Below are 23,057 nucleotides of genomic sequence, written 5' to 3'. Positions count from 1 at the left end.
TGCCAGCGAAGTGGACCCCTCCCCCCTCTCGCCCCCCCCCCCCCCCCCAACCACCCCCCCCCCCCCCCCCCCCCCCCCCCCCCCCCCCCCGCCGCCAAGGGCGTGAAGGCGGCGCGGACCGGCAAGGCCGCGTACCCCGCGCCCGGCAGGAACACCCCGGCCAAGAACCCGTACCAGCCGGCCTTCGAGACCGGCGCCGTGGACTTCGTGAAGGACCACCCCAAGGCCGACGGGCGCGGCGTGACCATCGGCATCCTGGACTCGGGCGTCGACCTCGGCCACCCGGCGCTCGCGAAGACCACCACCGGCGAGCGCAAGATCACCGACTGGGTGACGGCCACCGACCCGATAGTGGACCAGGACGGCACCTGGCGGCCCATGACGACCTCCGTCACCGGCCCCGCCTTCTCCTTCAACGGCCGCACCTACCGGGCGCCCGAGGGCTCGTACCGGGTCAGCCTCTTCCGGGAGAGCGCGACGGCCGGCGGCGACATGAAGGGCGACCTCAACCGGGACGGCGACACCACCGACTCCTGGGCCGTGCTCTACGACCCCGCCAAGGGCACCGTCCGCGTCGACCTCGACGACGACGGCGACTTCGGCGATGACGAGGAGATGCGGCCGTACAAGGCGGACCACCAGGTCGGCTACTTCGGCAAGGACGACCCGGCGACCCCGATCGCCGAGCGCATCCCCTTCGTCGTGGAGATCCGCAAGGACGTCCCGATGGACCCGTACGGCGGGGAGTGGACGGGGAAGAAGGCCGACTTCGTCAACATCGGCGTCGTCGAGTCCGAGCACGGCACGCACGTCGCGGGCATCACCGCGGCCAACGGGCTCTTCGGCGGGCGGATGAACGGCGCGGCTCCCGGCGCGAAGCTCGTCTCCTCGCGCGCCTGCACCTGGAGCGGCGGCTGCACCACCGTCGCGCTCACCGAGGGCATGATCGACCTCGTCGTGAACCGGGGCGTCGACATCGTCAACATGTCGATCGGCGGACTGCCGCCGCTCAACGACGGCAACAACGCCCGCGCCGAGCTGTACACCCGGCTCATCGACACCTACGGAGTCCAGCTCGTCCTCTCCGCGGGCAACGACGGGCCCGGCGCCAACACCATCGGCGACCCGGCCGTCGCGGACAAGGTGATCAGCGTCGGCGCGTCCGTCTCCAAGGACACCTGGGCCGCCGACTACGGCTCCGTGGTCGAGGCCAAGAACGCGATGATGCCGTTCTCCTCCCGCGGCCCGCGTGAGGACGGCGGCTTCACGCCGACCCTCACCGCCCCGGGCGCGTCCGTCAACACCGTGCCCACCTGGGAGCCGGGGGCCCCGGTCGCCGAGGCCGGCTACCAGCTCCCGCCCGGCTACGCCATGCTCCAGGGCACCTCGATGGCCTCCCCGCAGGCGACCGGCGCGGCGGCGCTGCTGATCTCCGCCGCCAAGCAGCGCCACCACGTCCTCCCGCCGGCCGAGCTGCGCACCGCGCTGACCTCGACCGCCAAGAAGATCAAGGGAGTCCAGGCGTACGCGCAGGGCGCGGGCCTCATCGACGTGAACGAGGCGTGGGAGGCGATCCGCGACGGCGTGAGCGTCCAGGAGTTCACGGTCAAGGCGCCGGTGAGCACCGCGCTGGCCGGTTCGCTCAAGACGCCCGGGTTCGGCACCGGCCTCTACGACCGCGAGGGCGGGCTGAAGACCGGTGAGAACCGTACGTACGACATCAGCATCACCCGCACCACCGGCCCCGACCGCCCCCTCTGGCACGAGCTGGGCTGGAAGAACAACGACGGCACGTTCCGCATCGTCGGCGACGACGAGGTCAGGCTGCCGCTGAACCGGCCGGTCACCGTCAAGGTGCGCGCCAAGGCCCGTACCGCCGGTGTGCACAGCGCGATCCTGACCGTCGATGACGACCGCACGTGGCCCGTGGACAAGCAGATCCTCGCGACCGTCGTCGCCGCGAAGCCGCTGGCGAAGCCGTCGTACGCGCTCAAGGAGTCGGGCAGCGTCCAGCGGAACGCCACCACGTCGTACTTCGTGGACGTGCCGAAGGGCGCCAAGTCGCTGGAGGTCGCGATGGGCGGCCTGCGGTCCGGCAGCCAGACCCGGTGGATCGCCATCAGCCCGTACGGCGTCCCGGCCGATCCCACCTCCACGCCGAACTGCTACCCCAACTACCCGAACCCGGCCAACACCTGCCGCCCGGAGCTGCGTTCGTACCCGGACCCGCTGCCCGGCGTCTGGGAGTTCGAGGTCGAGGCCCGGCGCACCTCGCCGCACCTCGACAACCCCTTCACGCTGACGGCCACCGCCCTGGGCGTCACCTTCGACCCGGCCGAGCGCACGATCCCCGAGGCCAAGATCGGCACTCCGGCCGCCGTCTCCTGGACCGCGGTCAACGGCTTCGCCGCCATCGAGGGCAAGCTGCGCGGCGGACAGCTCGGCTCGTCGGTGACCGACCGGCCGACGATCAAGCAGGGGGAGAAGCGGACCACCACGGTCACCCTGGGCGCGGGGGTCAGCCGCCTCGACGCGTCGATCGGCAAGGTCTCCGACGCCAAGGCCGACCTCGACCTCAGCGTCTACAAGGACGGCAAGGTCGTGGCGTCCTCGACGAAGGGGGACTCGGAGGAGTCCGTCTCCCTGCCGAAGCCGTCCGCGGGCGAGTACACCATCGAGGTCACCGGCTACTCGGTGCCGGGCGGCTCCACCGCGTACGACTACCGCGACGTCTACTTCGCCCCGTCGCTGGGCGAGGTGCGCACCGACGAGTCCAAGCCGGTCCACCTGGCCACCGGCGCCTCGGCCGCGGTGAGCGCCGAGGTCATCGCGGCGGGCGCGCCGCCCGCCGGCCGCGCCCTCTTCGGCGAGGTCCAGCTCCTGAACGCCGCGGGCACGCCCGCCGGGAGCGGCGCGGTGAAGGTCGAGAAGGTGGTGGGGTGACGCACTGACACCTGATACGGGCCGGGGCGGGCGCTCGTTCGGGGCGCCCACCCCGGTTTTTACGGATGGTGTCGCTGTCCCTGAGGCAGGCTGGTGCGCACCAGGACTACTGACGGGACACAGTTTTGTGAGCGCGCCGCCCGCACACCCTCGGCGACCCGACGAGCCACTGTTTCCCATGCCACCGCTCACCGAGGCGGCACTGCGGGTGGCCGTCACCACAGTGGACCTCACCGCGGCCGTCCGCTTCGAGCAGGAATTGCACGCGGCCTGGCAGGAGGCCGTGCAGACCGACTGCACCGTCCCCCTGCACACCTTCCTGTACCGCTGGGGGATGTTCGTGGCACTGCGCCGGTATCCGTCCCGCGCGGCCAGGCTCGACGAGCTGGAACGGGCCGTCGGCCGGGCGACCGGCCGTGAGGAAGCCCGAGCGAGCTCCTCGGAGCTGACCGCACTTCTGAGCGAGGCCGCGAGCGAGGTCTCCGGGCGACCGGATCGCGCCTGCTGGACCACGCAGAGGGCCGCCTCATCCTCTGGTACCAGGAGCACCGCCGCCTCGCCATGATCTTCGTGGTCCGCGTTCAGCACTGGCCGGCCGACCGCCATGCGTGATCCACGTCACCCCGGCCCCCTCCCTCTGCAACAGATTGGACAAAGCGACCGCACCCCGACGCATGATGGAGCGGCTTGTCCAGGCCAGCGTCGTCCAGGTCAGAGCCAGACCGAATCAGATCGTGCGAAGGAGTCAGCGTGAGGATCGGAATCGTCGGAGCCACCGGTCAGGTCGGCGGGGTCATGCGCAAGGTGCTCGCTGAGCGCGACTTCCCCGTCGAGGAACTGCGGCTCTTCGCCTCCGCGCGGTCCGCCGGCCGCATGCTGCCGTGGGGCGGGACCGAGATCGCCGTCGAGGACGCCGCCACCGCGGACTTCTCCGGCCTGGACATCGTCCTGTTCTCGGCCGGCGGCGCCTCCTCCCGCGCGCTCGCCGAGAAGGTCGCGGCCCAGGGCCCCGTCGTGATCGACAACTCGTCCGCGTGGCGGCTCGACCCCGAGGTGCCGCTCGTCGTCTCCGAGGTCAACCCGCACGCCGTGGCGGACCGACCCAAGGGCATCATCGCCAACCCGAACTGCACCACGATGGCCGCCATGCCCGTGCTGCGCCCGCTGCACGCCGAGGCGGGGCTGACCGCGCTGGTCGCCACCACCTACCAGGCCGTTTCCGGGTCCGGGCTCGCCGGGGTGGAGGAGCTGGACGGGCAGGTCCGCAAGGTCGCCGACGACGCCACCGCGCTGACCCACGACGGTTCGGCCGCCGAATTCCCCGAGCCGGGCGTCTACAAGCGCCCCATCGCCTTCAACGTGCTGCCGCTGGCCGGCGCCATCGTCGACGACGGCAGCTTCGAGACCGACGAGGAGCAGAAGCTCCGCAACGAGTCCCGCAAGATCCTGGAGATCCCCGGCCTCAAGGTCTCCGGCACCTGCGTGCGGGTGCCCGTCTTCACCGGCCACTCGATCCAGGTCCACGCCCGCTTCGAGCGCCCGCTCACCGTCGCGCGCGCGTACGAGCTGCTGGGCGACGCCCCGGGCGTCGAGCTGTCCGAGATCCCGACGCCGCTGGAGGCCGCGGGCCGCGACGCCAGCTACGTGGGCCGCATCCGCGTCGACGAGACCGCCCCGAACAGCCTGGCGCTGTTCCTCTCCAACGACAACCTCCGCAAGGGCGCGGCCCTGAACGCCGTCCAGATCGCGGAGCTGGTCGCCGCGGAGCTGCGCGGCTGAGGCCACCGGCGCGCGGGCGCACAGGCGGGGCGGACGGCTCGTAACGAGCCTCCGCCCCGTCCTTAATCGGCTTGCCCGACGTGGAAGGATGGCCGGAATAGTCGCGACACAAGGAGATGCCCCGGTGCCTGGTACGAACCTGACCCGCGAAGAGGCGCAGCGGCGGGCGCGCCTGCTCACTGTCGACTCGTACGAGATCGACCTCGATCTCTCCGGCGCGCAGGCGGGCGGCACCTACCGGTCGCAGACCGTCGTGCGCTTCGACGCCGCCGAGGCGGGCGCGGAGTCGTTCATCGACCTGGTGGCGCCGTCCGTGCGCGAGGTCGTGCTCAACGGGACCGCGCTGGACGCCGCCGAGGTCTTCGAGGACTCCCGGATCGCGCTGCCGGGCCTGCTGGCGGGGCGCAACGAGCTGAAGGTCGTCGCGGACTGCGCGTACACGAACACCGGCGAGGGCCTGCACCGCTTCGTGGACCCCGTGGACCAGCAGGCTTACCTCTACACGCAGTTCGAGGTGCCGGACGCGCGAAGGGTGTTCGCCTCGTTCGAGCAGCCCGACCTGAAGGCGACGTTCCGGTTCACCGTGACGGCCCCCGAGGGCTGGACCGTGATCTCGAACTCGCCCACGCCCGAGCCCGCCGGCAACGTCTGGAGCTTCGAGCCGACGCCGCGCATCTCCTCGTACATCACGGCGCTGATCGTCGGCCCGTACCACTCGGTGCACAGCAGCTGGGAGGGGAACGGCCGCAGCGTGCCACTCGGCATCTACTGCCGCCCCTCGCTCGCCGAGTTCCTCGACGCGGACGCGATCTTCGAGGTGACGCGGCAGGGCTTCGACTGGTTCCAGGAGAAGTTCGACTACGCCTACCCCTTCGCCAAGTACGACCAGCTCTTCGTGCCGGAGTTCAACGCGGGCGCGATGGAGAACGCGGGCGCGGTGACCATCCGCGACCAGTACGTCTTCCGCTCGCGGACCACCGACGCGGCGTACGAGCGGCGGGCCGAGACCATCCTCCACGAGCTGGCCCACATGTGGTTCGGCGACCTGGTGACCATGGAGTGGTGGAACGACCTGTGGCTGAACGAGTCGTTCGCCACCTACACCTCCGTCGCCTGCCAGGCGTACGCGCCGGGCAGCCGCTGGCCGCACTCGTGGACGACCTTCGCCAACTCCGAGAAGACCTGGGCGTACCGGCAGGACCAGCTGCCCTCCACGCACCCGATCATGGCGGAGATCCGCGACCTGGACGACGTACTGGTCAACTTCGACGGCATCACGTACGCCAAGGGCGCGTCCGTGCTCAAGCAGCTCGTCGCCTACGTCGGCATGGACGAGTTCTTCCGCGGCGTGCAGGCGTACTTCAAGCGGCACGCGTTCGGCAACACCCGCCTCGCCGATCTGCTGGGCGCGCTGGAGGAGACCTCCGGGCGGGACCTGAAGACCTGGTCGAAGGCGTGGCTGGAGACCGCGGGCATCAACATCCTGCGCCCGGTGATCGACGTCGACATCGCCGGCACCATCACCTCCTTCGCGGTCAAGCAGGAGGCCCCGGCGCTGCCGGCCGGCGCCAAGGGCGTCTCGACGCTCCGCCCGCACCGGATCGCCATCGGCTGCTACGACCTCCAGGACGGCAAGCTGGTCCGCACCGACCGGGTCGAGCTGGACGTGGACGGCGAGCTGACCGCCGTGGAAGCCCTCGTCGGCAAGAAGCGCCCGGCCGTCGTGCTGCTCAACGACGACGACCTCAGTTACGCGAAGGTGCGCCTGGACACCGAGTCGCTCGCGGCCGTCACCCGGCACCTGGGCGACTTCACCGAGTCCCTGCCGCGCGCCCTGTCCTGGGCCTCGGCCTGGGACATGACGCGCGACGGCGAGCTGGCCACCCGCGACTACCTCGACCTGGTGCTGTCCAACATCGCCAAGGAGACGGACATCGGCGTGGTGCAGTCGCTGCACCGCCAGGTGAAGCTGGCGCTCGACCTGTTCGCCGCCCCCGACTGGCGCGCGGAGGGCCTCGCCAAGTGGACCGACGCCGCGCTGGAGCAGCTGCGGGCCGCGGCCCCCGGCAGCGACCACCAGCTGGCGTGGGCGCGGGCGTTCATCGCGACGGCCCGTACGGACGCGCAGCTCGACCTGGTCGCCGGGGTGCTGGCGGGCACCGAGACCGTCGAGGGGCTGACCGTCGACGCGGAGATGCGCTGGGCGCTGCTGTGGCGGCTCGCCGCCACCGGCCGCGCCGACGAGCAGGCCATCGCGGCCGAGCTGGAGCGCGACCGCACCTCGGCGGGCGAACTGCACGCCGCCACGGCGCGCGCCGCCCGGCCCACCGCCGAGGCGAAGGCCGAGGCGTGGGCGTCGGTCGTCGAGTCCGACAAGCTCCCCAACTCCGTGCAGGAGGCCGTCATCGGCGGCTTCCTCCAGACCGACCAGCGCGAGCTGCTGGTCCCGTACACGGAGAAGTACTTCGCCGCGGTGAAGGACGCGTGGGACAGCCGCAGCCACGAGATGGCACAGCAGATCGCGGTCGGCCTCTACCCGGGCCTCCAGGTCTCCCAGGCCACCTTGGACGCCACGGACGCCTGGCTCGCCTCGGCCGCCCCGAGCGCGGGGCTGCGCCGCCTGGTGACGGAGTCGCGTGCGGGCATCGAGCGCGCGCTGAAGGCCCAGGCGGCGGACGCCGGGCGCTGACGCCGAGCCGTCGTACGACTCTTGAGGGCCCCGCCGCGCGGGAACGCGCGGCGGGGCCTTCGGCGTGCAGCGGGCGGTGCGGGGCCGGGCGGTGCGGGGCCGGGCGGTGTGCATCGGGGCTCCGCCGGGAACTGGACCAGCGAACGCGGCGCCAAGCTCACCCCGATCGTGATGAGCCTCGTACCCCGGCGGTGACCGGGGCAGGGCTGCGGTGACCGGGGCTCGGCCGCGGGGGCCGGGGCGGGGCCGTACGCTCCTGGGCGCCGTCCTTGAAAGCGGTGCCGGCGCCGTAGGGGGCATCGAGTACGCGCCGGGGCTCGACCAGCGCACGGGGGCGGCCGCGGCTTCCGGGCAGGAAGCCTTCCGCCCGGGTTCTTCAGGCGCGCTCGGCGCGCGCCTGGCGGCGGGCCAGCAGGGCCGCGCGGCGTTCGTCGAACTTGACCGCCTGCTCGTCCAGGCCGGCCATGTACAGCCCCAGCTCCTCCTGCGCCTTGAGCCCCTCCGGGCCGAGGCCGCTGATGTCCAGGACCTTGAGGTAGCGCAGGACGGGCTGGATTACGTCGTCGTGGTGGATGCGGAGGTTGTAGATGCCGCCGATCGCCATCTGGGCGGCGGCCCGCTCGAAGCCGGGGATGCCGTGGCCGGGCATGCGGAAGTCGACGACCACGTCCCGTACGGCGCTCATGGTCTGGTCGGGGGCCAGCTCGAAGGCCCTTCCGAGCAGATTGCGGTAGAAGACCATGTGCAGGTTCTCGTCGGTGGCGATACGGGCCAGCATCCGGTCGCACACCGGGTCGCCGGAGTGGTGTCCGGTGTTGCGGTGCGAGATGCGGGTGGCCAGTTCCTGGAAGGCGACGTAGGCGACCGAGTGCAGCATGCTGTGGCGGTTGTCGGACTCGAAGCCCTCGGACATGTGCTGCATGCGGAAGCGCTCCAGCGCGACCGGGTCGACGGCGCGGGAGGCGAGCAGGTAGTCCCGCATGACGATGCCGTGCCGGCCCTCCTCGGCCGTCCAGCGGTGCACCCAGGTACCCCAGGCGCCGTCGCGCCCGAAGAGGGTGGCGATCTCGTGGTGGTAGCTGGGGAGGTTGTCCTCGGTGAGCAGGTTGACGACGAGGGCGGTGCGGCCGATGTCGGTGACCTTGGACTGCTCGGAGGCCCACGCCTCGCCGCCCATGACGCCGTCGAAGTCACGGGCGTCGCTCCACGGCACGTACTCGTGCGGCATCCACTCCTTGGCGACGCCGAGGTGGCGGTTGAGTTCGGTCTCGACGACCTCTTCCAGCGCGTACAGCAGCTGGCTGTCACTCCACGCGGCCTGGCCGTGGTGGCGGGAGGGGGCGATGGTCACAGCGGGCTCCAGGGGACGACTGGTGACGATCGGATGATCGCTACCTACGGATCCGTAGGTTACGACACCGTAGGTTAAGGCGCCCATAAACAGCAAGGGCTCCTTCCGCGACAGCGGAGGGAGCCATTCCGGAGCAGGGTCGAGGGGCCGCTCAACTGTGGGCCGGCACCGACGAGTTCGATCGGCACACCGAGCGGAAAAAGAAAACCGCGCACCCCGGAGGAGGGGTGCGCGGCATACAGAAAGCCACGTCGAAGGCGCGGGACGGCCATGCGGCCGTCGGCGTCACTTCTTGCTGTAATGCATGTCCGACTTCTTGGATCCCACCATGACCAGGCCGGTGATGACCAGGAAGAGGACGATCGGCGCGGCGACGTAGAGGCCGAGCGTCTGAATGACGCTGAGGCCCGGACCCGGGTCGTCGCCATCGTCGCGGGTGAGCGCGAACGCGGGGGACGACATCAGCAGCACCAGTGTCACGCCGGCGGTGATCGTGCCGGCGCGCAGGGCGTTCTTGTTGACCTTGTTGCTCACAGAGTCAACGTATCGGACGTGGGAACGCCCCGCGCGTCCGGGGTGGCTTATGGACGGCCGACATGGCCTATGGCCGGGAATGGCAGCGGGCCGCCGTCCGCCCGCCCGCGGATCCCCGCCGTACGCGGCCCGTACGCACCGGCCGCGGGCGATCGGCGAGGCGCCGCCCGCTGCGGCGATCCGGCCGACGCGCGCCGGGGCCGCGTCGAGCAGCGGTGAGGCGCCCGCGGTCGGCGCTCCGCTCGTACGGCGACAGCAGCCGCGCGGGTGGCCTGGCCGCTCCGAGGCGTGATGGAACGGGCCGGGGCGCTGCGCCACGTCGGCCTCGGCCGGGTACCGCTGGAGGTATTCCGCGCCCGGCGCGGTCAGCTCGGCGCGCGAGCCGTTGCCGGGGCCGGTGGAGCCGCCGGTGGAGTCGCCGGGCAGCACGACCGCGTACGACCGCCCGCGTCCTTCCCGCACGATGGCGTCGGCGACGGAGTTGGCGATGGCCACGGCGGTGGTCACGGCGGTGGTCACGGCGGTGGTCACGGCGGTGCGCGGCCGGTCGGGGCGCCGGGGCGCTCGCTACCGGCGTGCGTTCCGGGAGGGCGCCCGTAGTTCGCTCATGAGCGCGTGCAGCCGCGGCGACGCGGCCAGCTCCTCGAAGGAGACGGGCCGGCCGTGCGCATCGGCGATGGGCAGCTGCCAGTTGGGGTACTGCCGCCAGGTCCCCGGCAGGTTCTGCGGGCGCCGGTCGCCCACGGCGTCCGGCAGCCACACCCCGACCATCCGCGCCGGGGTGCGCAGCAGGAAGCGGTGGACGGCCTTGATCGCCGCCTCCTCGTTCCCCGGGCCCTCCGGCAGCAGCCCCAACTGCCCGAGCAGCGCCATCCACTCCGCGATCTCTATGGCGTCCTGGCCCCGCTCCTGCGCCAGCGGTCGCGTCAGCAGCCCGAGCCGGTGGCGCAGTTCCACATGCTCGCCGGTGAGGCGGGCCGCGGTGCTCGGCAGGTCGTGCGTGGTGGCCGTGGCCAGGCAGCCGGCGCGCCACGCCTCGGGGAGCAACGGCCGGGGCCGGGCGCGGGTGCCGGTGGCTCCGGAGGCCACGGGGACCGGCTCGGCCCCGTCCCCCGCCGGTACCGACGCCTCCGCCCCAGGCACACCCCCGGACGCGGACGCGGCCCCAGACTCGGACGCGGCCTCAGCCTCGGACTCAGACGCGTAGTCACGCTCGAACCACAGCACCGACGTGCCCAGCGCGCCCCGCTCGGCCAAGGCCCGGCGCACACCCGGCTCCACCGTGCCCAGGTCCTCGCCTATGACGACCGCGCCCGCGCGGTGCGCCTCCAGGGCGAGGGCGCCCAGCATCGCCTCCGCGTCATAGCGCACGTACGCGCCTTCGGCCGGCTCGCGGCCCGCGGGGACCCACCACAGCCGGAAGAGGCCCATCACATGGTCGATGCGCAGCGCGCCCGCGTGCCGCAGCATGCCGCGCAGCAGCCCCCGGTAGGGGGCGTAACCGGCGGCGGCCAGGGCGTCCGGGCGCCACGGCGGCAGGCCCCAGTCCTGGCCCCGGGAGTTGAAGGCGTCGGGGGGCGCGCCGATCGACATGCCGGAGGCGAACGCGTCCTGCTGCGCCCAGGCGTCCGCGCCGCCCGGGTGGACGCCGACCGCCAGGTCGTGGACGAGCCCGACCCGCATGCCGGCGTCGCGCGCGGCGCGCTGGGCGGCGGCGAGCTGCTGATCGGTCAGCCAGGCCAGCCGGCAGTAGAAGTCGACGCGGTCGAGCAGTTCGCCGCGGGCGCGGGCGGTACGGGTCGAGCGCGGGTCCTTGAGCCCCTCCGGCCAGGCGTGCCAGTCGGAGCCGTACACCTCGGCCAGCGCGCACCACGTGGCGTGGTCGTCCAGGGCCCGGCCCTGCTCGGCCAGGAAGTCGCAGTACGCGGCGCGGCGGCCGGGTGCGAGCGGCACGGTCCGTATGAGCTCCAGGGCCTCCCGCTTGAGCGCCCATACCGCGTCCCGGTCGATCAGCCCGCTGCCGTCGAGCACGGCGGAGCGCAGCACCGCGGCGCGCGCGAGCAGCGCCGCGGTGTCCTCGCGGGCCTGCCCGGCGAGGTGGGCGTACTCCGGCACCTCTTCGACGCGCAAATAGACCGGGTCCGGGAAGCGGCGCGAGGAGGGGCGGTACGGCGAGGGGTCGGTTGGCGTACCGGGCACGGCCGCGTGCAACGGGTTGACCTGCACGAAACCGCAGCCGAAGGACCGTCCGGACCAGGACGCCAGGTCGGCGAGGTCACCGAGGTCGCCCATGCCCCAGGAGCGCGCGGAGAGCAGGGAGTACAGCTGCACGAGGAAGCCGTGGCTGCGGCCGGCCGGCTCGGGCATCCGGTCGGGGGCGACGATGAGCGTGGCGCGGGCGGACCGGCCGTCGGGGGCGTGCGCCCGCAGCACATGGCTGCCGAGCGGCAGCCCGCCCGCGGCGGGGGTGCCCTCCCCGGCCTCCTGGGCGCCGTGGAAGAACGCGGCGCCGTCCCAGGGGAGGCGCTCGCCGCCCTCCGTCTCGACGCTCAGCGCGGTGCCGTCGGGCAGGACCGGCAGCGGCGGCGCACTCCGCCGGCCGGCGGCGGCGGTGCCCCGGGCGTCGGCGGTGGCGCGCAGCACCACCGTGGCGGGCAGCAGCCGGCTGCGCTCCGCGAGCGCGTGGTCGTCCAGGGCGGCCCGTACGGAGCGGGGAGTGGAGGCGTCGACTCCGAGCGCGGCGAGCACCTCGACGACGGTGGCCTCGGGCACCCGGACGCTGCGGCCCGGCGATGGTTCGTAGGACGTGGCGACGCCGTGCAGCTCGGCGAGCCGCGCTCTGTCCACTCAGACCTCCACGTACTCCGCGCCGAGGCCGGTGGTGGTCGGTTCACTGGTGAGCGGGGGCTCAGCGGTGTTCGGGGACTCGCTGGTGAGCGGGGTGGCGTCGGCGAGCGGCGGCTCGCAGGTCAGCGGCGGCTCGACGAACGCGCCGGAGCCGTCCAGGCCGGAGTCGGGGCCCGAGACGCCGTCGAACAGGTCGGGTTCCTGCGGGGGCAGGTCGGGTTTGGAGAGCCCCGGAACGCCGGAGGTGCCGGAGATTGCGGAGAGCAGGAGTTGAGCGGACGCGGCCACACGGGCCTCCTGGAGGTGATGGCAGTGGGACACATTTGCCCTACCCACTCGCGGCTCGGGCAGACGTCTCGAATTGGGGAACGTGCTCCAGGTCACATTACGTTCCGACGGGCGATTTCACGGCCGTACGCCTCGATGGGAGAAGAGAATGCGGACCAAGTGGACATCTCGGCGGCTGTTTTGCGGTGGCGCGTGTGACGGTTGCGCGCTCCGGCGCGGCTTCGGGCGGCATCCCGGAGGGGGTGGCCGAAGCGGACGCGACGGAGACCCGGTTCAGCGGCGGACACCTGGTTCATCCACTGATTCATCCGCGCCCGGGGCGGACGGCGCCGTGCAAGAAGCCGTCACCCGTACGGCCGTACGGACGGGGAGACGTCCGTACGGCCGTACGCCCGGCGCTCCGGCGCGGTCCGGCAGCCCGGCAGTCCGGCGCTCCGGCAGTCCGCGGTACGACGAAGGCCCGGTCTCAGGCGGAGATGCCGTCGATCCGGGCCATCGCGTCCTCCGCGCCGTATGCCTGCAGATAAGGCAGCCAGCGCGGGTCCCTATGCCCGGTCCCGATGATGCGCCAGGCCAGCCCGGACGGCGGGGCGGGCTGGTGGCGCAGCCGCCAGCCGAGCTCGGCGACGTGCCGGTCGGCCTTGACGTGGTTGCAGCGGCGGCAGGCGGCGACCACGTTCTCCCAGGCGTGCGGTCCGCCGCGGCTGCGCGGGATGACGTGGTCGACGCTGGTTGCGACGCCACCGCAGTAGGCGCACCGCCCGCCGTCGCGGGCGAACAGGGCGCGGCGGGTGAGCGGTACGGGGCCGCGAAAGGGCACCCGCACGAAGCGCTTCAGCCGCACGACGCTCGGGGCCGGTATGACGTGGGTCGCACTGTGCATAAAGGCGCCGGAGTCCTCAAGGCAGACGGCCTTCTCATTGAGGACGAGCACGAGCGCGCGTCGGAGCGGTACGACGCCGAGCGGCTCGTACGACGCGTTGAGGACCAGGACATGCGGCACGGGTGCCTCCTTGTACGCCGGCGGCGCGTGGCTCGCGCCGGGACGATCTCCACCAAGTGTCCCCCGCCCCCTGGTCGGAGCGCCACCATCACCAGGTAACGGGCCACAGGTGTTTTGCAGCACACCTCTTTCATCCCCCGCTCACGCCCCGGTCAAGACCCGTGATCAATCGAACACAGCAACGGCGCACCGTTGCCCTCCCGTTACTCTGGTTGGCTGTCCGCGCCGCGCTTCCGGCGGGCACGTCCGACACGAAGGGTTCCCGCTGTGTCCTGGTCCGCTGTCCTGGCCGCCGACACCACCCCGCACCGCGTCACCTCCCTCGACGAGGCGACGGAGACGGCGAACAACGCCGCGGGCTGGCTGGAGGAGAACTGGTCCACCTGGCTCGGCAACGGCCTGCGCATCATCCTGATCATCGTGATCGCGGTGGTGCTGCGGTCGCTGATCCGGCGTGGCATCACCAAGCTGATAGCGCGCATGAACCGCACGGCCCAGGCCGTGGACGGCACGGCGCTCGGCGGCTTCCTCGTCAACGCCGAGCGGCGGCGGCAGCGCTCCGAGGCCATAGGTTCGGTGCTGCGCAGCGTCGCGTCCTTCGTGATCATGGGGACGGCGGCCCTGACGGTGCTCTCCGTGCTCCAGATCAATCTGGCCCCGCTGCTGGCCAGCGCGGGCGTGGCGGGCGTGGCCATCGGCTTCGGCGCCCGCAATCTGGTCACGGACTTCCTCTCCGGCGTGTTCATGATCCTTGAGGACCAGTACGGCGTCGGCGACGAGATCGACGCGGGCGTCGCCACCGGCACGGTCATCGAGGTGGGCCTGCGCGTCACCAAGCTGCGCGGCCCGAACGGCGCCATCTGGTACGTGCGCAACGGCGAGGTCAAGCGCATCGGCAACCTCAGCCAGGGCTGGTCCACCGCGGAGGTCGATGTCACCCTCCGCTACGACGAGGACCTCGACCGGGCCCGTGCCGTCATCGCGGCGGCGGGCGAGGACATGGCGAAGGAAGCGCCGTGGGACGAGTCGCTGTGGGAGGCGGTCGAGGTGATGGGGCTGGACTCGGTCACCCTCGACTCGGTCGTCGTCCGCGTCCAGGCCAAGACGATGCCGGGCAAGGCGGCGGGCGTCGAGCGCGAGCTGCGCTGGCGGATCAAGCAGGCCCTGGACACCGAGGGCATCCGCACCGGCGCCCCCGTGACAGCCGCCGACGAGGAGCCCGCCGCCGACCCGTCGGCGACGGTGGCGGCCCCGTCGGCCCTGGGCAACCCGACGTCGCCGCAGTCCATGGCGACGACACCGATACCGCCGCCGGTGCCGCCTGCGCTGGGGAAGTGACGGCGGGGACCTCGGCACCCGGCAGGGCGTTCTGCGGCCCTTGTGAGGGTTTCGGCGAACATGCGTGTCCAACGGGGGAGCTTCGCCATGACCATGCCCATCGGGCCCACAGGTGGGTTCTGGATCGAGAGCAGCGAAGTTCGCAAGGCCGGAAAAACGGCGCACGACATCGCCAAGGCCCTGCCCGACGACGTCAAGAAGCTCTACAAGCCGTGCGACGCGGCCTCGGACGGGCTCGTCGGCTGGAAGACCGCCGGGGCCGTCACCAGCCGCGTCGACGCCTGGGCCAAGGACGGCTTCACCGTCTCGCTCGGAGTGGGAGATATCGGCGACGTCTACTTCACCATCGCCTCGCCCTGCGCCGAGGACTCGGACCTGGCCTTCCCCAAGGGAACCCCCGGCAAGCCCGGCGGACCGACGGGAAGGGTCGACCTCACCCCCCGCCATGAGTCCGAATTCTTCTCGTCCAAGACCCCGCTCAAGTCCCCCTGACCCCTCCACGGGGCTGCCGAACGGCCGTACGGGCGTGCGAAGGTGGCGCGCATGTCGACTACATACATGGGGCGGTCCATACCGCCCGCGCACGCCGGTGAACGCGCCATGCTGGAAAGCTGGCTGGAATTCCAGCGCGAGACGCTGGCGCTCAAGTGCGAGGGGCTGGACGACCGTCAGGTGCGGCGGGCGGCTGTGGAGCCGTCGGCCATGACGTTGCTCGGGCTGGTGCAGCACATGACCGTGGTCGAGCGGAAGTGGTTCCAGGAGGTGCTGGCCGGGCGGGACGTGCCGTACGGCGAGGCGACGGGCGACGGTTTCACGCTCGTCCCGGAGCGCGGCATCGACGAGGCGATGGCCGACTGGCGGGCGGAGGTCCAGCGGTCCCGCGAGGTGGCCGCCGGGGGCTCGTTGGACGACTCCGGGACGCTCTCCAAGCAGTTCGCCGCGATCGTCGGGGAGCCGACGATCTCACTGCGGTGGGTTCTGGTGCACATGATCGAGGAGTACGCGCGCCACAACGGGCACGCGGACCTGATCCGGGAGCGCGTCGACGGGGCCACGGGGGTATAGGCGCGTACCGCATCCCCCACCGGCCCCCGGGCGGTCGCCCGGGGGCCGGTCCTGCGTTCATAACGCTTTGACAAGGGGCGCGTTCGGACCATTGACGCCCCACTGACGTCGGCTTTAACGTCCTGTTCACCGATAGGAAAGTTTCCTAACAGACAGTCGAAGGCGACGTCGAAGGGCGGGTGCACCACCATGGCCGGGACCCCCGGGACCCCGCGCGTACTGCGCGCCATGAATGACCGCGCCGCGCTCGATCTGCTCATCGCCCACGGACCGCTGACCCGCACCCGGCTCGGCGAGCTGACCGGGCTGTCCAAGCCCACGGCGTCGCAGCTGCTCAGCCGGCTCGAAGCCGCTCGGCTGGTCCGCTCCACCGGGAACGTCACGGGGCGGCCGGGGCCGAACGCGCAGCTGTACGAGGTCAATCCGACCGTGGCGTACGTCGCCGCGCTCGCCGTCGACCCCGAGGGGATCACGGCCGTCGTCGCCGACATCACCGGACAGGTCGTCGGCGAGCACCGCGCCGAGGCCCGGGACGCCCCGGAGCCCGAGCGGGCGCAGACCGCCGAGCTGGTGGCCGAGGTCGTGGGGCACGCGCTGGCCGAGGCCGGGCTCGGGCTCGACGCGCTGCACCGGACCGTCATCGGGACGCCCGGCGCGCTCGACCCGCAGACCGGCACCCTGCGGTACGCGCCGCACCTGCCGGGCTGGCACTCGCGGACCCTCCGCGACGATCTGGCCAAGGTGATCGGCACGCCCATCGTCATCGAGAACGACGTCAACCTCGCGGCCATCGCCGAGCAGCACGACGGCGCGGCCCAGGACTTCGACGACTACGTGCTCATCTGGGCCGACGAGGGCGTCGGCGCCGCCATCGTGCTCGGCGGGACGCTGCTGCGCGGCTCGACCGGCGGGGCCGGCGAGATCGGCTATATGCCGCTGCCCGGCGCGCCGCTGGCGCGCGGCGGTCCGGTCACGGCCGCCCGGCCGGACGCCGGCGGCGGGTTCCAGAGCCTCGTCGGCTCGCCCGCCGTGCTCGCCCTCGCCCGGGAGCACGGCATCGAGGCCGGCACCGCCGCCGAAGCCCTGGAGGCGGCGCTCACCACCCCCGGCGCGGGCGACGAGATCCTCGCGGAGCTGGCGCGGCGCATCGCGGTGGGCATCGCCGCCGTGGTGGCCGTCGTGGACCCGGAGCTGGTGGTCCTGGCCGGGACGCTGCCGCAGACCTGCGGCGAACGGCTGCGCGAGCTGGTGGCGGCCGAACTGACCGGAATCGCCCTGCCCGAACCGCGGTTGCGGATGAGCGCCGTGGACGGCTCCCCCATTCTCATCGGCGCGTTGCAGACCGCGCTCGCCGAGGCCCGCAACACGGTTTTCGACACGGCCTGACCCCCGCCGGACCCCCGTGGCCGCGACGGCCCGCCGCCGCACGAGCAGTCCGCCACACCGCTCCCCTCCCCCGCCGCAAAGGAAGTTCCGCCATGCCGCGTACGCGAAGTCGCCGCGCGCCGGCCGTCCTCGGCTCGGTCCTCGCCGCCGCCGGCCTGCTCCTCGCGGGCTGCGCCAACCCGAGCACCGGAAGTGACACGGACGACCCGACCAAGCCCGTCACGCTGAGGTTCTGGCACGGCTGGTCGGACAAGAACGAGGTCAGCGCCATCGACGCGTCGATCAAGCGCTTCGAGAAGCAGCACCCCAACATCCATGTGAAATCGACGGGCAACGTCACCGACGAGACCATCAACCAGGCGCTGCGGGCAGGGGGCGACGACTCCCCGGACGTCGTGTCGTCATTCACCACGAACAACGTGGGGCAGTACTGCTCCTCGGGCATGTGGGTGGATCTGGACCCGTTCCTGAAGAAGTCCGGCATGGAGAAGTCCAAGGTCTTTCCCAGTACCTTGCTGGACTACACGCGGTACGAGGGAAAGCAGTGCGCGCTGCCGCTGCTCGCCGACTCGTACGGGCTCTATTACAACAAGGACGCCTTCGAGAAGGCCGGTATCACCCGGCCGCCGCGCACCATGTCCGAGCTCAAAGAGGACTCGGTGAAGCTGACGGAACGGGCCAAGGGCGGCTCGTACGAACAGCTCGGCTACATGCCCGACTTCCGGCTCTACCAGAACAGCCCGGACCGCCCCTTCGCTCAGTGGGCCCCCGAATACTTCGGCAAGGACGGAAAGGCCGCCCTGTCGAAAAGCCCCGTCTCGAAGCAGTTCTTCACCACCCAGCTGGACATGATCAAGGCTCTTGGCGGATACGACGCGCTGGAGAAGTTCCGTACCACCTTCGGCGATGAGATGTCCTCGCAGAACGCCTTCAACAAGGGCAAGTTGGCCATGGTCATGGACGGCGAATGGCGCGGGCTGAAGCTCAAGGAGGACAAGGCCAAGTTCGCCTGGGGCACCGCCCCCATGCCCGTACCGGACGATCAGGCGGACAAGTACGGGCGCGGATACCTGACCGGCACCGTGGCCGGCATCTCGCACAGCAGCAAGCACCAGAACGCGGCCTGGGAGCTGGTGAAGTTCCTGACGGCCGACACCGACCAGGTCGTCGCCTTCGCGAACGACATTCACAATGTGCCGTCCACCTTCGCGGCCCTGAAGTCACCGAAACTGGACGCGGATCCCAGCTTCCGCACGTTCCTGGACATCGCACAGAACCCGGACAGCCAGACGGTGCCGCCCTCCAACAACGGCGGGCAGTACGTCACCACCCTCCAGGACTTCTCCTACAACGTGGAGGCCGGAAAGGTCCCGGACCTGGACAAGGGCCTGCGCGACCTCGACAAGCAGATCGACGCCGACAACGTCCAGTCTGAGAACTGACGGAGTACCGCCATGGCCATATCCCCAGCTGTCACCGAGTCGCCCGCGCTCACCAAGCCGGCCCGGCTGAACAAGGCGCCCGAGCTGCGCCGCAAGCACACCCGCGAGCGACTGCGCACCATCGGGTTCCTCTCCCCCTGGCTGGTCGGTTTCACCGTCTTCTTCGGCTACCCGCTCCTCGCCACCGTCTATTTCTCCTTCATGCACTACAACCAGATCCAGGCCCCGGACTTCGTGGGTCTGCGGAACTGGAAATACGTGCTGAACCAGATGCCGCTGTTCGGCCCGGCGCTGTGGAACACACTCTGGCTGGTCGTCGTGATGGTCGCCCTGCGCGTCGTCTTCGGCCTCGGCATCGGGCTGCTCATCACGAAGATCAAGTCCGGTGTCGGCTTCTTCCGTACCGCCTTCTACATTCCGTACCTCGCGCCGCCGGTCGCCGCGACCGTCGCCTTCGTCTTCCTGCTGAACCCCGGCACGGGCCCGGTCAACGAGGCGCTCTCGGCGATCGGCATCAACGCCCCGAACTGGTTCAACGACGCGGCCTGGGCCAAGCCCTCGCTGGTGATGCTCTCCCTGTGGGGCATCGGCGACCTCATGGTCATCTTCATGGCCGCGCTGCTGGACGTGCCCAAGGAGCAGTACGAGGCCGCGGAGCTGGACGGCGCGGGCGCGTTCTCCAAGTTCCGCTACGTGACCTGGCCCTCGATCACCCCGATCGTGATGTTCGCGGTGGTCACGGGCGTCGTGCAGACCATGCAGTACTACACGCAGGCGCTGGTGGCCGGGAAGCTCGCCTCCGGCGTCACCATCGGCCCCGGCACCGTCATCCAGCCCGGCTACCCCGACCACTCGACCCTCACCGTGCCGCAGCTCGTCTACCAGCTCGGTTTCCAGAACTTCAACACCGGCGCGGCGTGCGTGCTCTCGCTCGTACTCTTCGTCATCGCCATGGCCGTGACCTCGCTGCTGATGCGCAAGCGCGCCGGCCTGCTGACGGCGGAGGACTGATCATGACCTCGACCACCCTGACCGCCCCGCAGCCCGCGCCGGTCCCGTCCCCGGGCGCCCCGGCACGCAGACCGGCCGCCGTCCGCCGCAAGCGGGCCCTGCACTGGATCGCCGTGCACGCGGTCGCCATCGCCGCCGCGCTCTTCTTCGTCCTGCCTTTCGTCTTCGTCTTCCTGACCTCCGTGATGAGCGACAACCAGGCGATGAGCGGCGAACTGTGGCCGCACGAATGGAACTGGTCCAACTACGCCGACGTGATCAACACCCCCGGCTTTCTGGACTGGTGGAAGAACTCGCTGATGTACGCGGGGCTGGGCACGCTCTTCACCGTGTGCTCGTCGATACCCGTCGCGTACGCGCTCGCCAAGTTCCGCTTCCGGGGCCGCCGGTTCGCGATGATGATGGTGATCTCCACGATGATGCTGCCGCCGCAGGTCATCGTGATCCCGATGTACCTGGTGTGGGCACAGCAGCTGCATCTGTCCGGTTCGCTGTGGCCGCTGATCATCCCGATGGCGTTCGGCGACGCGTACTCCATATTCCTGCTGCGCCAGTTCCTGCTGACGATTCCCAAGGAATACATCGAGTCGGCGAAGGTCGACGGCTGCGGCGACATGCGCACGCTGCTGAAGATCGTGGTCCCGATGGCCAAGCCCGGCATCGCGGCCGTCGCGCTCTTCCAGTTCTTCTACTGCTGGAACGACTACTTCGGCCCGCAGATCTACGCGGCGCAGAACCCCGGGGCATGGACGCTGAGTTACGGACTCGAATCGTTCAAGAGCGCGCACAGCGTGAACTGGAACATGACGATGGCCGCGACAGTGCTCGTCATGGCCCCTGTCATCATTGTTTTCTTCTTCGCACAAAAGGCCTTCGTCGAAGGCGTCACTCTCACCGGAGTAAAGGGCTGATTTTTCGTGAAGCTCGCAGTGGTCGGCGGAGGTTCGACCTACACCCCCGAACTCATCGACGGATTCGCGCGGCTGCGCGATGTGCTGCCGTTGGAAGAGCTCGTCCTCATCGACCCGGCCGCCGACCGGCTGGAGCTGGTGGGCGGACTGGCGCGGCGCATCTTCGCCAAGCAGGGCCACCCCGGCCGTATCTCCTGGACCGATGACGTCGACGCCGGCGTGGACGGCGCGGACGCGGTCCTGCTCCAGCTGCGCGTGGGCGGCCAGGCGGCCCGCGGCAAGGACGAGACCTGGCCGCTGGAGTGCGGCTGCGTCGGACAGGAGACGACCGGCGCGGGCGGGCTCGCCAAGGCGCTGCGCACGGTGCCGGTGGTCCTGGACATCGCGGAGCGGGTGCGCCGCCGCAACCCCGACGCGTGGATCATCGACTTCACCAACCCGGTCGGGATCGTCACCCGGGCGCTGCTGACGGCCGGGCACAAGGCCGTCGGCCTGTGCAACGTGGCCATCGGCTTCCAGCGGAAGTTCGCGGGCCTGCTCGGCGTCACGCCGGAGGAGGTCACCCTCGACCATGTGGGCCTCAACCACCTGACGTGGGAGCGGGGCGTGCGCGTCGGCGGCGAGGACGTGCTGGCGAAGCTGATCGCGGAGCACGGCGACGCCATCGCGGCGGACCTGCACATGCCGCGCTCCCTCGTGGACCGGCTCGGCGTCGTCCCCTCGTACTACCTGCGCTACTTCTACCAGCACGACGAGGTCGTACGGGAGCTGAAGACCCAGCCGTCGCGCGCCGCCCAGGTGGCCGAGATGGAGAAGCAGCTGCTGGAGATGTACGGCGACCCGGCGCTGGACGAGAAGCCGGCGCTGCTCGGCAAGCGCGGCGGCGCGTTCTACTCGGAGGCGGCCGTCGCGCTGACCTCCTCGCTGCTGCGCGACACCGGCGACGTGCAGGTGGTGAACACCCTGAACAACGGCACCCTGCCGTTCCTCCCCGACGACGCGGTCATCGAGGTCCCGGCGACGGTCGACGCCCGCGGCACGCACCCGCTGCCGGTGCGGGCGCTGGAGCCGCTGTACTCGGGGCTGATCGCCAACGTCACGGCGTACGAGCACCTGGCGCTGGAGGCCGCCCTCAAGGGCGGCGAGGGCCGGGTGTTCGACGCGCTGCTCGCGCACCCGCTCGTCGGCCAGATCGAGTACGCGCAGAAGCTGACGGACGACCTCATCGCGCACAACCGGGAGCACCTCACGTGGGCCTGACCGACGCCCAGTCACCCCGGGCGCTCCGGCCCGGGGCAACGCTCGCCATCGACGCGGGCAACAGCAAGACCGACGTCGCGCTCATCGCGGCCGACGGCAGCGTGCTCGGCACGGCCCGCGGCGGCGGCTTCCAGCCACCGACGGTGGGCCCCGAGCGCGCCGTCGCGGGCCTGGCGCCGCTCGTCGCGCACGCCGCGGGGCAGGCGCGGGCCGGAAAGGGCGGACCGCTCCTCGTGGAGCATGTGTCCGCCTGCCTGGCCAACGCGGATCTGCCGGTGGAGGAGGCGCAGTTGGAGGCGGAGATCGTCGCGTACGGCTGGGCCCGTACGGTCACCGTCGCCAACGACACCTTCGCCCTGCTGCGATCCGGCCTGCCGGACGAGGGCGAGCCGACCGGCGTCGCGGTCGTCTGCGGCGCGGGCATCAACTGCGCGGGGCTGGCGCCCGGCGGCCGCAGCGCGCGGTTCCCCGCGATCGGCCGGATATCCGGTGACTGGGGCGGCGGCGGGCACCTCGCGGACGAGGCCCTGTGGTGGGCGGCGCGCGCGGAGGACGGGCGCGGCGAGGACACCGAGCTGGCGCGGGCCCTGCCCGCGCACTACGGCCTGACGACGATGCTGGAGCTGATCGAGGCGATCCACATCGGGCCGGTCACGCCCGCCCGCCGGCACGAGATCAACCCCGTGCTGTTCGCGGTGGCCACCGCGGGCGACCCGATCGCGCGCGCGATCGTCGCCCGCCAGGCGGAGGAGGTGGTCGCGCTGGCCGCGGTCGCGCTGACCCGCCTGGACCTGCTCGAAGTGAACGCGCCCGTCATCCTCGGCGGCGGGGTGCTCGCGGCCCGCCATCCGCTGCTGCACGACCGGGTGGTGGAGCTGCTGGCCGAGAGGGCGCCGAAGGCCGCGCCGACGGTCGTCACCGCTCCGCCGGTGCTGGGCGCGGCCCTGCTCGGCCTGGACCACGCCGGGGCCCCGGCCGACGTCTACGCCCGGCTCCGCGCGCACTACGCGTAACGGGCGCCGCGGCCGCCGCACAGGCCGTCCGGGCCCCGTCTCCGTGGGGGAGGCGGGGCCCGGCGCCACCCGCCGTCCCCCGAACGGCCGCTGCCGCCCCACCGATCGCACGGGAACCGAACAGGCCCGTCAGGCGTGGAGACAGGGGGAGGGAGCGGCCACCGCGCCGTTTCCGGGGATCGCGATCGGAACAAGAT

At 71.6% G+C, this 23,057-nt stretch carries 18 protein-coding genes; 13 read left to right on the top strand and 5 right to left on the bottom strand.

The annotated features are described in order from the left end of the window. Nucleotides 1-102 precede the first annotated feature (102 nt). From AC07AB_RS18820 to pepN, 4 genes are all read left to right on the top strand, one after another. Nucleotides 103-2,943, top strand: coding sequence for a S8 family serine peptidase (locus AC07AB_RS18820; protein WP_478567820.1), 2,841 nt, complete (start codon nucleotides 103-105; stop codon nucleotides 2,941-2,943). A 178-nt stretch (nucleotides 2,944-3,121) separates the two neighbouring features. Continuing rightward, nucleotides 3,122-3,508: a hypothetical protein gene (locus AC07AB_RS18815; RefSeq protein WP_478567817.1), complete on the top strand. Its 387-nt coding sequence runs from the start codon at nucleotides 3,122-3,124 to the stop codon at nucleotides 3,506-3,508. Between the two features lie 185 nt (nucleotides 3,509-3,693). Continuing rightward, nucleotides 3,694-4,722, top strand: a complete 1,029-nt coding sequence (locus tag AC07AB_RS18810; protein WP_478567814.1) for an aspartate-semialdehyde dehydrogenase — start codon at nucleotides 3,694-3,696, stop codon at nucleotides 4,720-4,722. A gap of 124 nt (nucleotides 4,723-4,846) precedes the next feature. Further along, nucleotides 4,847-7,411 carry an aminopeptidase N gene (gene pepN / locus AC07AB_RS18805; protein ID WP_478567811.1) on the top strand — a complete coding sequence of 855 codons (2,565 nt, stop codon included), beginning with the start codon at nucleotides 4,847-4,849 and terminating at the stop codon, nucleotides 7,409-7,411. A 376-nt stretch (nucleotides 7,412-7,787) separates the two neighbouring features. Here the strand turns inward: pepN and AC07AB_RS18800 are convergent, their stop codons facing one another. From AC07AB_RS18800 to AC07AB_RS18780, 5 genes are all read right to left on the bottom strand, one after another. After that, a complete protein-coding gene (locus AC07AB_RS18800; protein WP_478567808.1) occupies nucleotides 7,788-8,762 on the bottom strand; it encodes an acyl-ACP desaturase in 975 nt (324 codons plus the stop codon). Nucleotides 8,763-9,047: 285 nt separating this feature from the next. Beyond that, the gene (locus tag AC07AB_RS18795; protein ID WP_478567894.1) at nucleotides 9,048-9,296 is read right to left on the bottom strand and encodes a hypothetical protein; all 249 of its coding nucleotides are present in this window, start codon (nucleotides 9,294-9,296) and stop codon (nucleotides 9,048-9,050) included. A gap of 567 nt (nucleotides 9,297-9,863) precedes the next feature. After that, nucleotides 9,864-12,143: a 4-alpha-glucanotransferase gene (gene malQ, locus AC07AB_RS18790; RefSeq protein ID WP_478567805.1), complete on the bottom strand. Its 2,280-nt coding sequence runs from the start codon at nucleotides 12,141-12,143 to the stop codon at nucleotides 9,864-9,866. Beyond that, nucleotides 12,144-12,431 carry a hypothetical protein gene (locus tag AC07AB_RS18785; RefSeq protein WP_478567802.1) on the bottom strand — a complete coding sequence of 96 codons (288 nt, stop codon included), beginning with the start codon at nucleotides 12,429-12,431 and terminating at the stop codon, nucleotides 12,144-12,146. It lies immediately after the preceding gene. A 466-nt stretch (nucleotides 12,432-12,897) separates the two neighbouring features. Beyond that, nucleotides 12,898-13,434 carry an HNH endonuclease gene (locus AC07AB_RS18780; protein ID WP_478567799.1) on the bottom strand — a complete coding sequence of 179 codons (537 nt, stop codon included), beginning with the start codon at nucleotides 13,432-13,434 and terminating at the stop codon, nucleotides 12,898-12,900. A 267-nt stretch (nucleotides 13,435-13,701) separates the two neighbouring features. Between AC07AB_RS18780 and AC07AB_RS18775 the strand changes: the two genes are divergently transcribed. The 9 genes from AC07AB_RS18775 (at nucleotide 13,702) to AC07AB_RS18735 (ending at nucleotide 22,860) form a co-directional block, all read left to right on the top strand. Beyond that, a complete protein-coding gene (locus AC07AB_RS18775; protein ID WP_478567796.1) occupies nucleotides 13,702-14,772 on the top strand; it encodes a mechanosensitive ion channel family protein in 1,071 nt (356 codons plus the stop codon). A gap of 87 nt (nucleotides 14,773-14,859) precedes the next feature. Beyond that, nucleotides 14,860-15,264 carry a hypothetical protein gene (locus tag AC07AB_RS18770; RefSeq protein WP_478567793.1) on the top strand — a complete coding sequence of 135 codons (405 nt, stop codon included), beginning with the start codon at nucleotides 14,860-14,862 and terminating at the stop codon, nucleotides 15,262-15,264. 51 nt (nucleotides 15,265-15,315) lie between these two features. Beyond that, complete coding sequence (locus AC07AB_RS18765) at nucleotides 15,316-15,837, top strand: DinB family protein (RefSeq protein WP_478567790.1); 522 nt, start codon at nucleotides 15,316-15,318, stop codon at nucleotides 15,835-15,837. A gap of 189 nt (nucleotides 15,838-16,026) precedes the next feature. Further along, a complete protein-coding gene (locus tag AC07AB_RS18760; RefSeq protein WP_478567787.1) occupies nucleotides 16,027-17,223 on the top strand; it encodes an ROK family transcriptional regulator in 1,197 nt (398 codons plus the stop codon). Between the two features lie 92 nt (nucleotides 17,224-17,315). Next, on the top strand, nucleotides 17,316-18,665 hold the full coding sequence (locus AC07AB_RS18755) for an ABC transporter substrate-binding protein (RefSeq protein ID WP_478567784.1): 1,350 nt from the start codon (nucleotides 17,316-17,318) through the stop codon (nucleotides 18,663-18,665). A 12-nt stretch (nucleotides 18,666-18,677) separates the two neighbouring features. Next, complete coding sequence (locus AC07AB_RS18750; RefSeq protein ID WP_478567781.1) at nucleotides 18,678-19,676, top strand: carbohydrate ABC transporter permease; 999 nt, start codon at nucleotides 18,678-18,680, stop codon at nucleotides 19,674-19,676. Nucleotides 19,677-19,678: 2 nt separating this feature from the next. Further along, nucleotides 19,679-20,587, top strand: a complete 909-nt coding sequence (locus tag AC07AB_RS18745) for a carbohydrate ABC transporter permease (protein WP_478567778.1) — start codon at nucleotides 19,679-19,681, stop codon at nucleotides 20,585-20,587. A gap of 6 nt (nucleotides 20,588-20,593) precedes the next feature. After that, nucleotides 20,594-21,847, top strand: a complete 1,254-nt coding sequence (locus AC07AB_RS18740) for a 6-phospho-beta-glucosidase (protein WP_478567775.1) — start codon at nucleotides 20,594-20,596, stop codon at nucleotides 21,845-21,847. Continuing rightward, on the top strand, nucleotides 21,838-22,860 hold the full coding sequence (locus AC07AB_RS18735) for an N-acetylglucosamine kinase (protein WP_478567772.1): 1,023 nt from the start codon (nucleotides 21,838-21,840) through the stop codon (nucleotides 22,858-22,860). Before AC07AB_RS18740 ends, AC07AB_RS18735 begins: the two co-directional genes overlap by 10 nt. The last annotated feature ends 197 nt before the right edge of the window (nucleotides 22,861-23,057 follow it).

Source organism: Streptomyces sp. NPDC044033 (assembly GCF_056434425.1).
The sequence above is the reverse complement of the archived record's forward strand: the minus strand, read 5'-3'. Positions and strand labels throughout refer to the sequence as shown.

Excerpts from the sequence above, each read along its gene's own strand:
- AC07AB_RS18815 (WP_478567817.1), top strand. The coding sequence starts at position 3,122 with ATGCCACCGCTCACCGAGGCGGCACTGCGGGTGGCCGTCACCACAGTG.
- AC07AB_RS18770 (WP_478567793.1), top strand. The coding sequence starts at position 14,860 with ATGACCATGCCCATCGGGCCCACAGGTGGGTTCTGGATCGAGAGCAGC.
- AC07AB_RS18765 (WP_478567790.1), top strand. The coding sequence starts at position 15,316 with ATGTCGACTACATACATGGGGCGGTCCATACCGCCCGCGCACGCCGGT.
- AC07AB_RS18760 (WP_478567787.1), top strand. The coding sequence starts at position 16,027 with ATGGCCGGGACCCCCGGGACCCCGCGCGTACTGCGCGCCATGAATGAC.
- AC07AB_RS18755 (WP_478567784.1), top strand. The coding sequence starts at position 17,316 with ATGCCGCGTACGCGAAGTCGCCGCGCGCCGGCCGTCCTCGGCTCGGTC.
- AC07AB_RS18750 (WP_478567781.1), top strand. The coding sequence starts at position 18,678 with ATGGCCATATCCCCAGCTGTCACCGAGTCGCCCGCGCTCACCAAGCCG.
- AC07AB_RS18745 (WP_478567778.1), top strand. The coding sequence starts at position 19,679 with ATGACCTCGACCACCCTGACCGCCCCGCAGCCCGCGCCGGTCCCGTCC.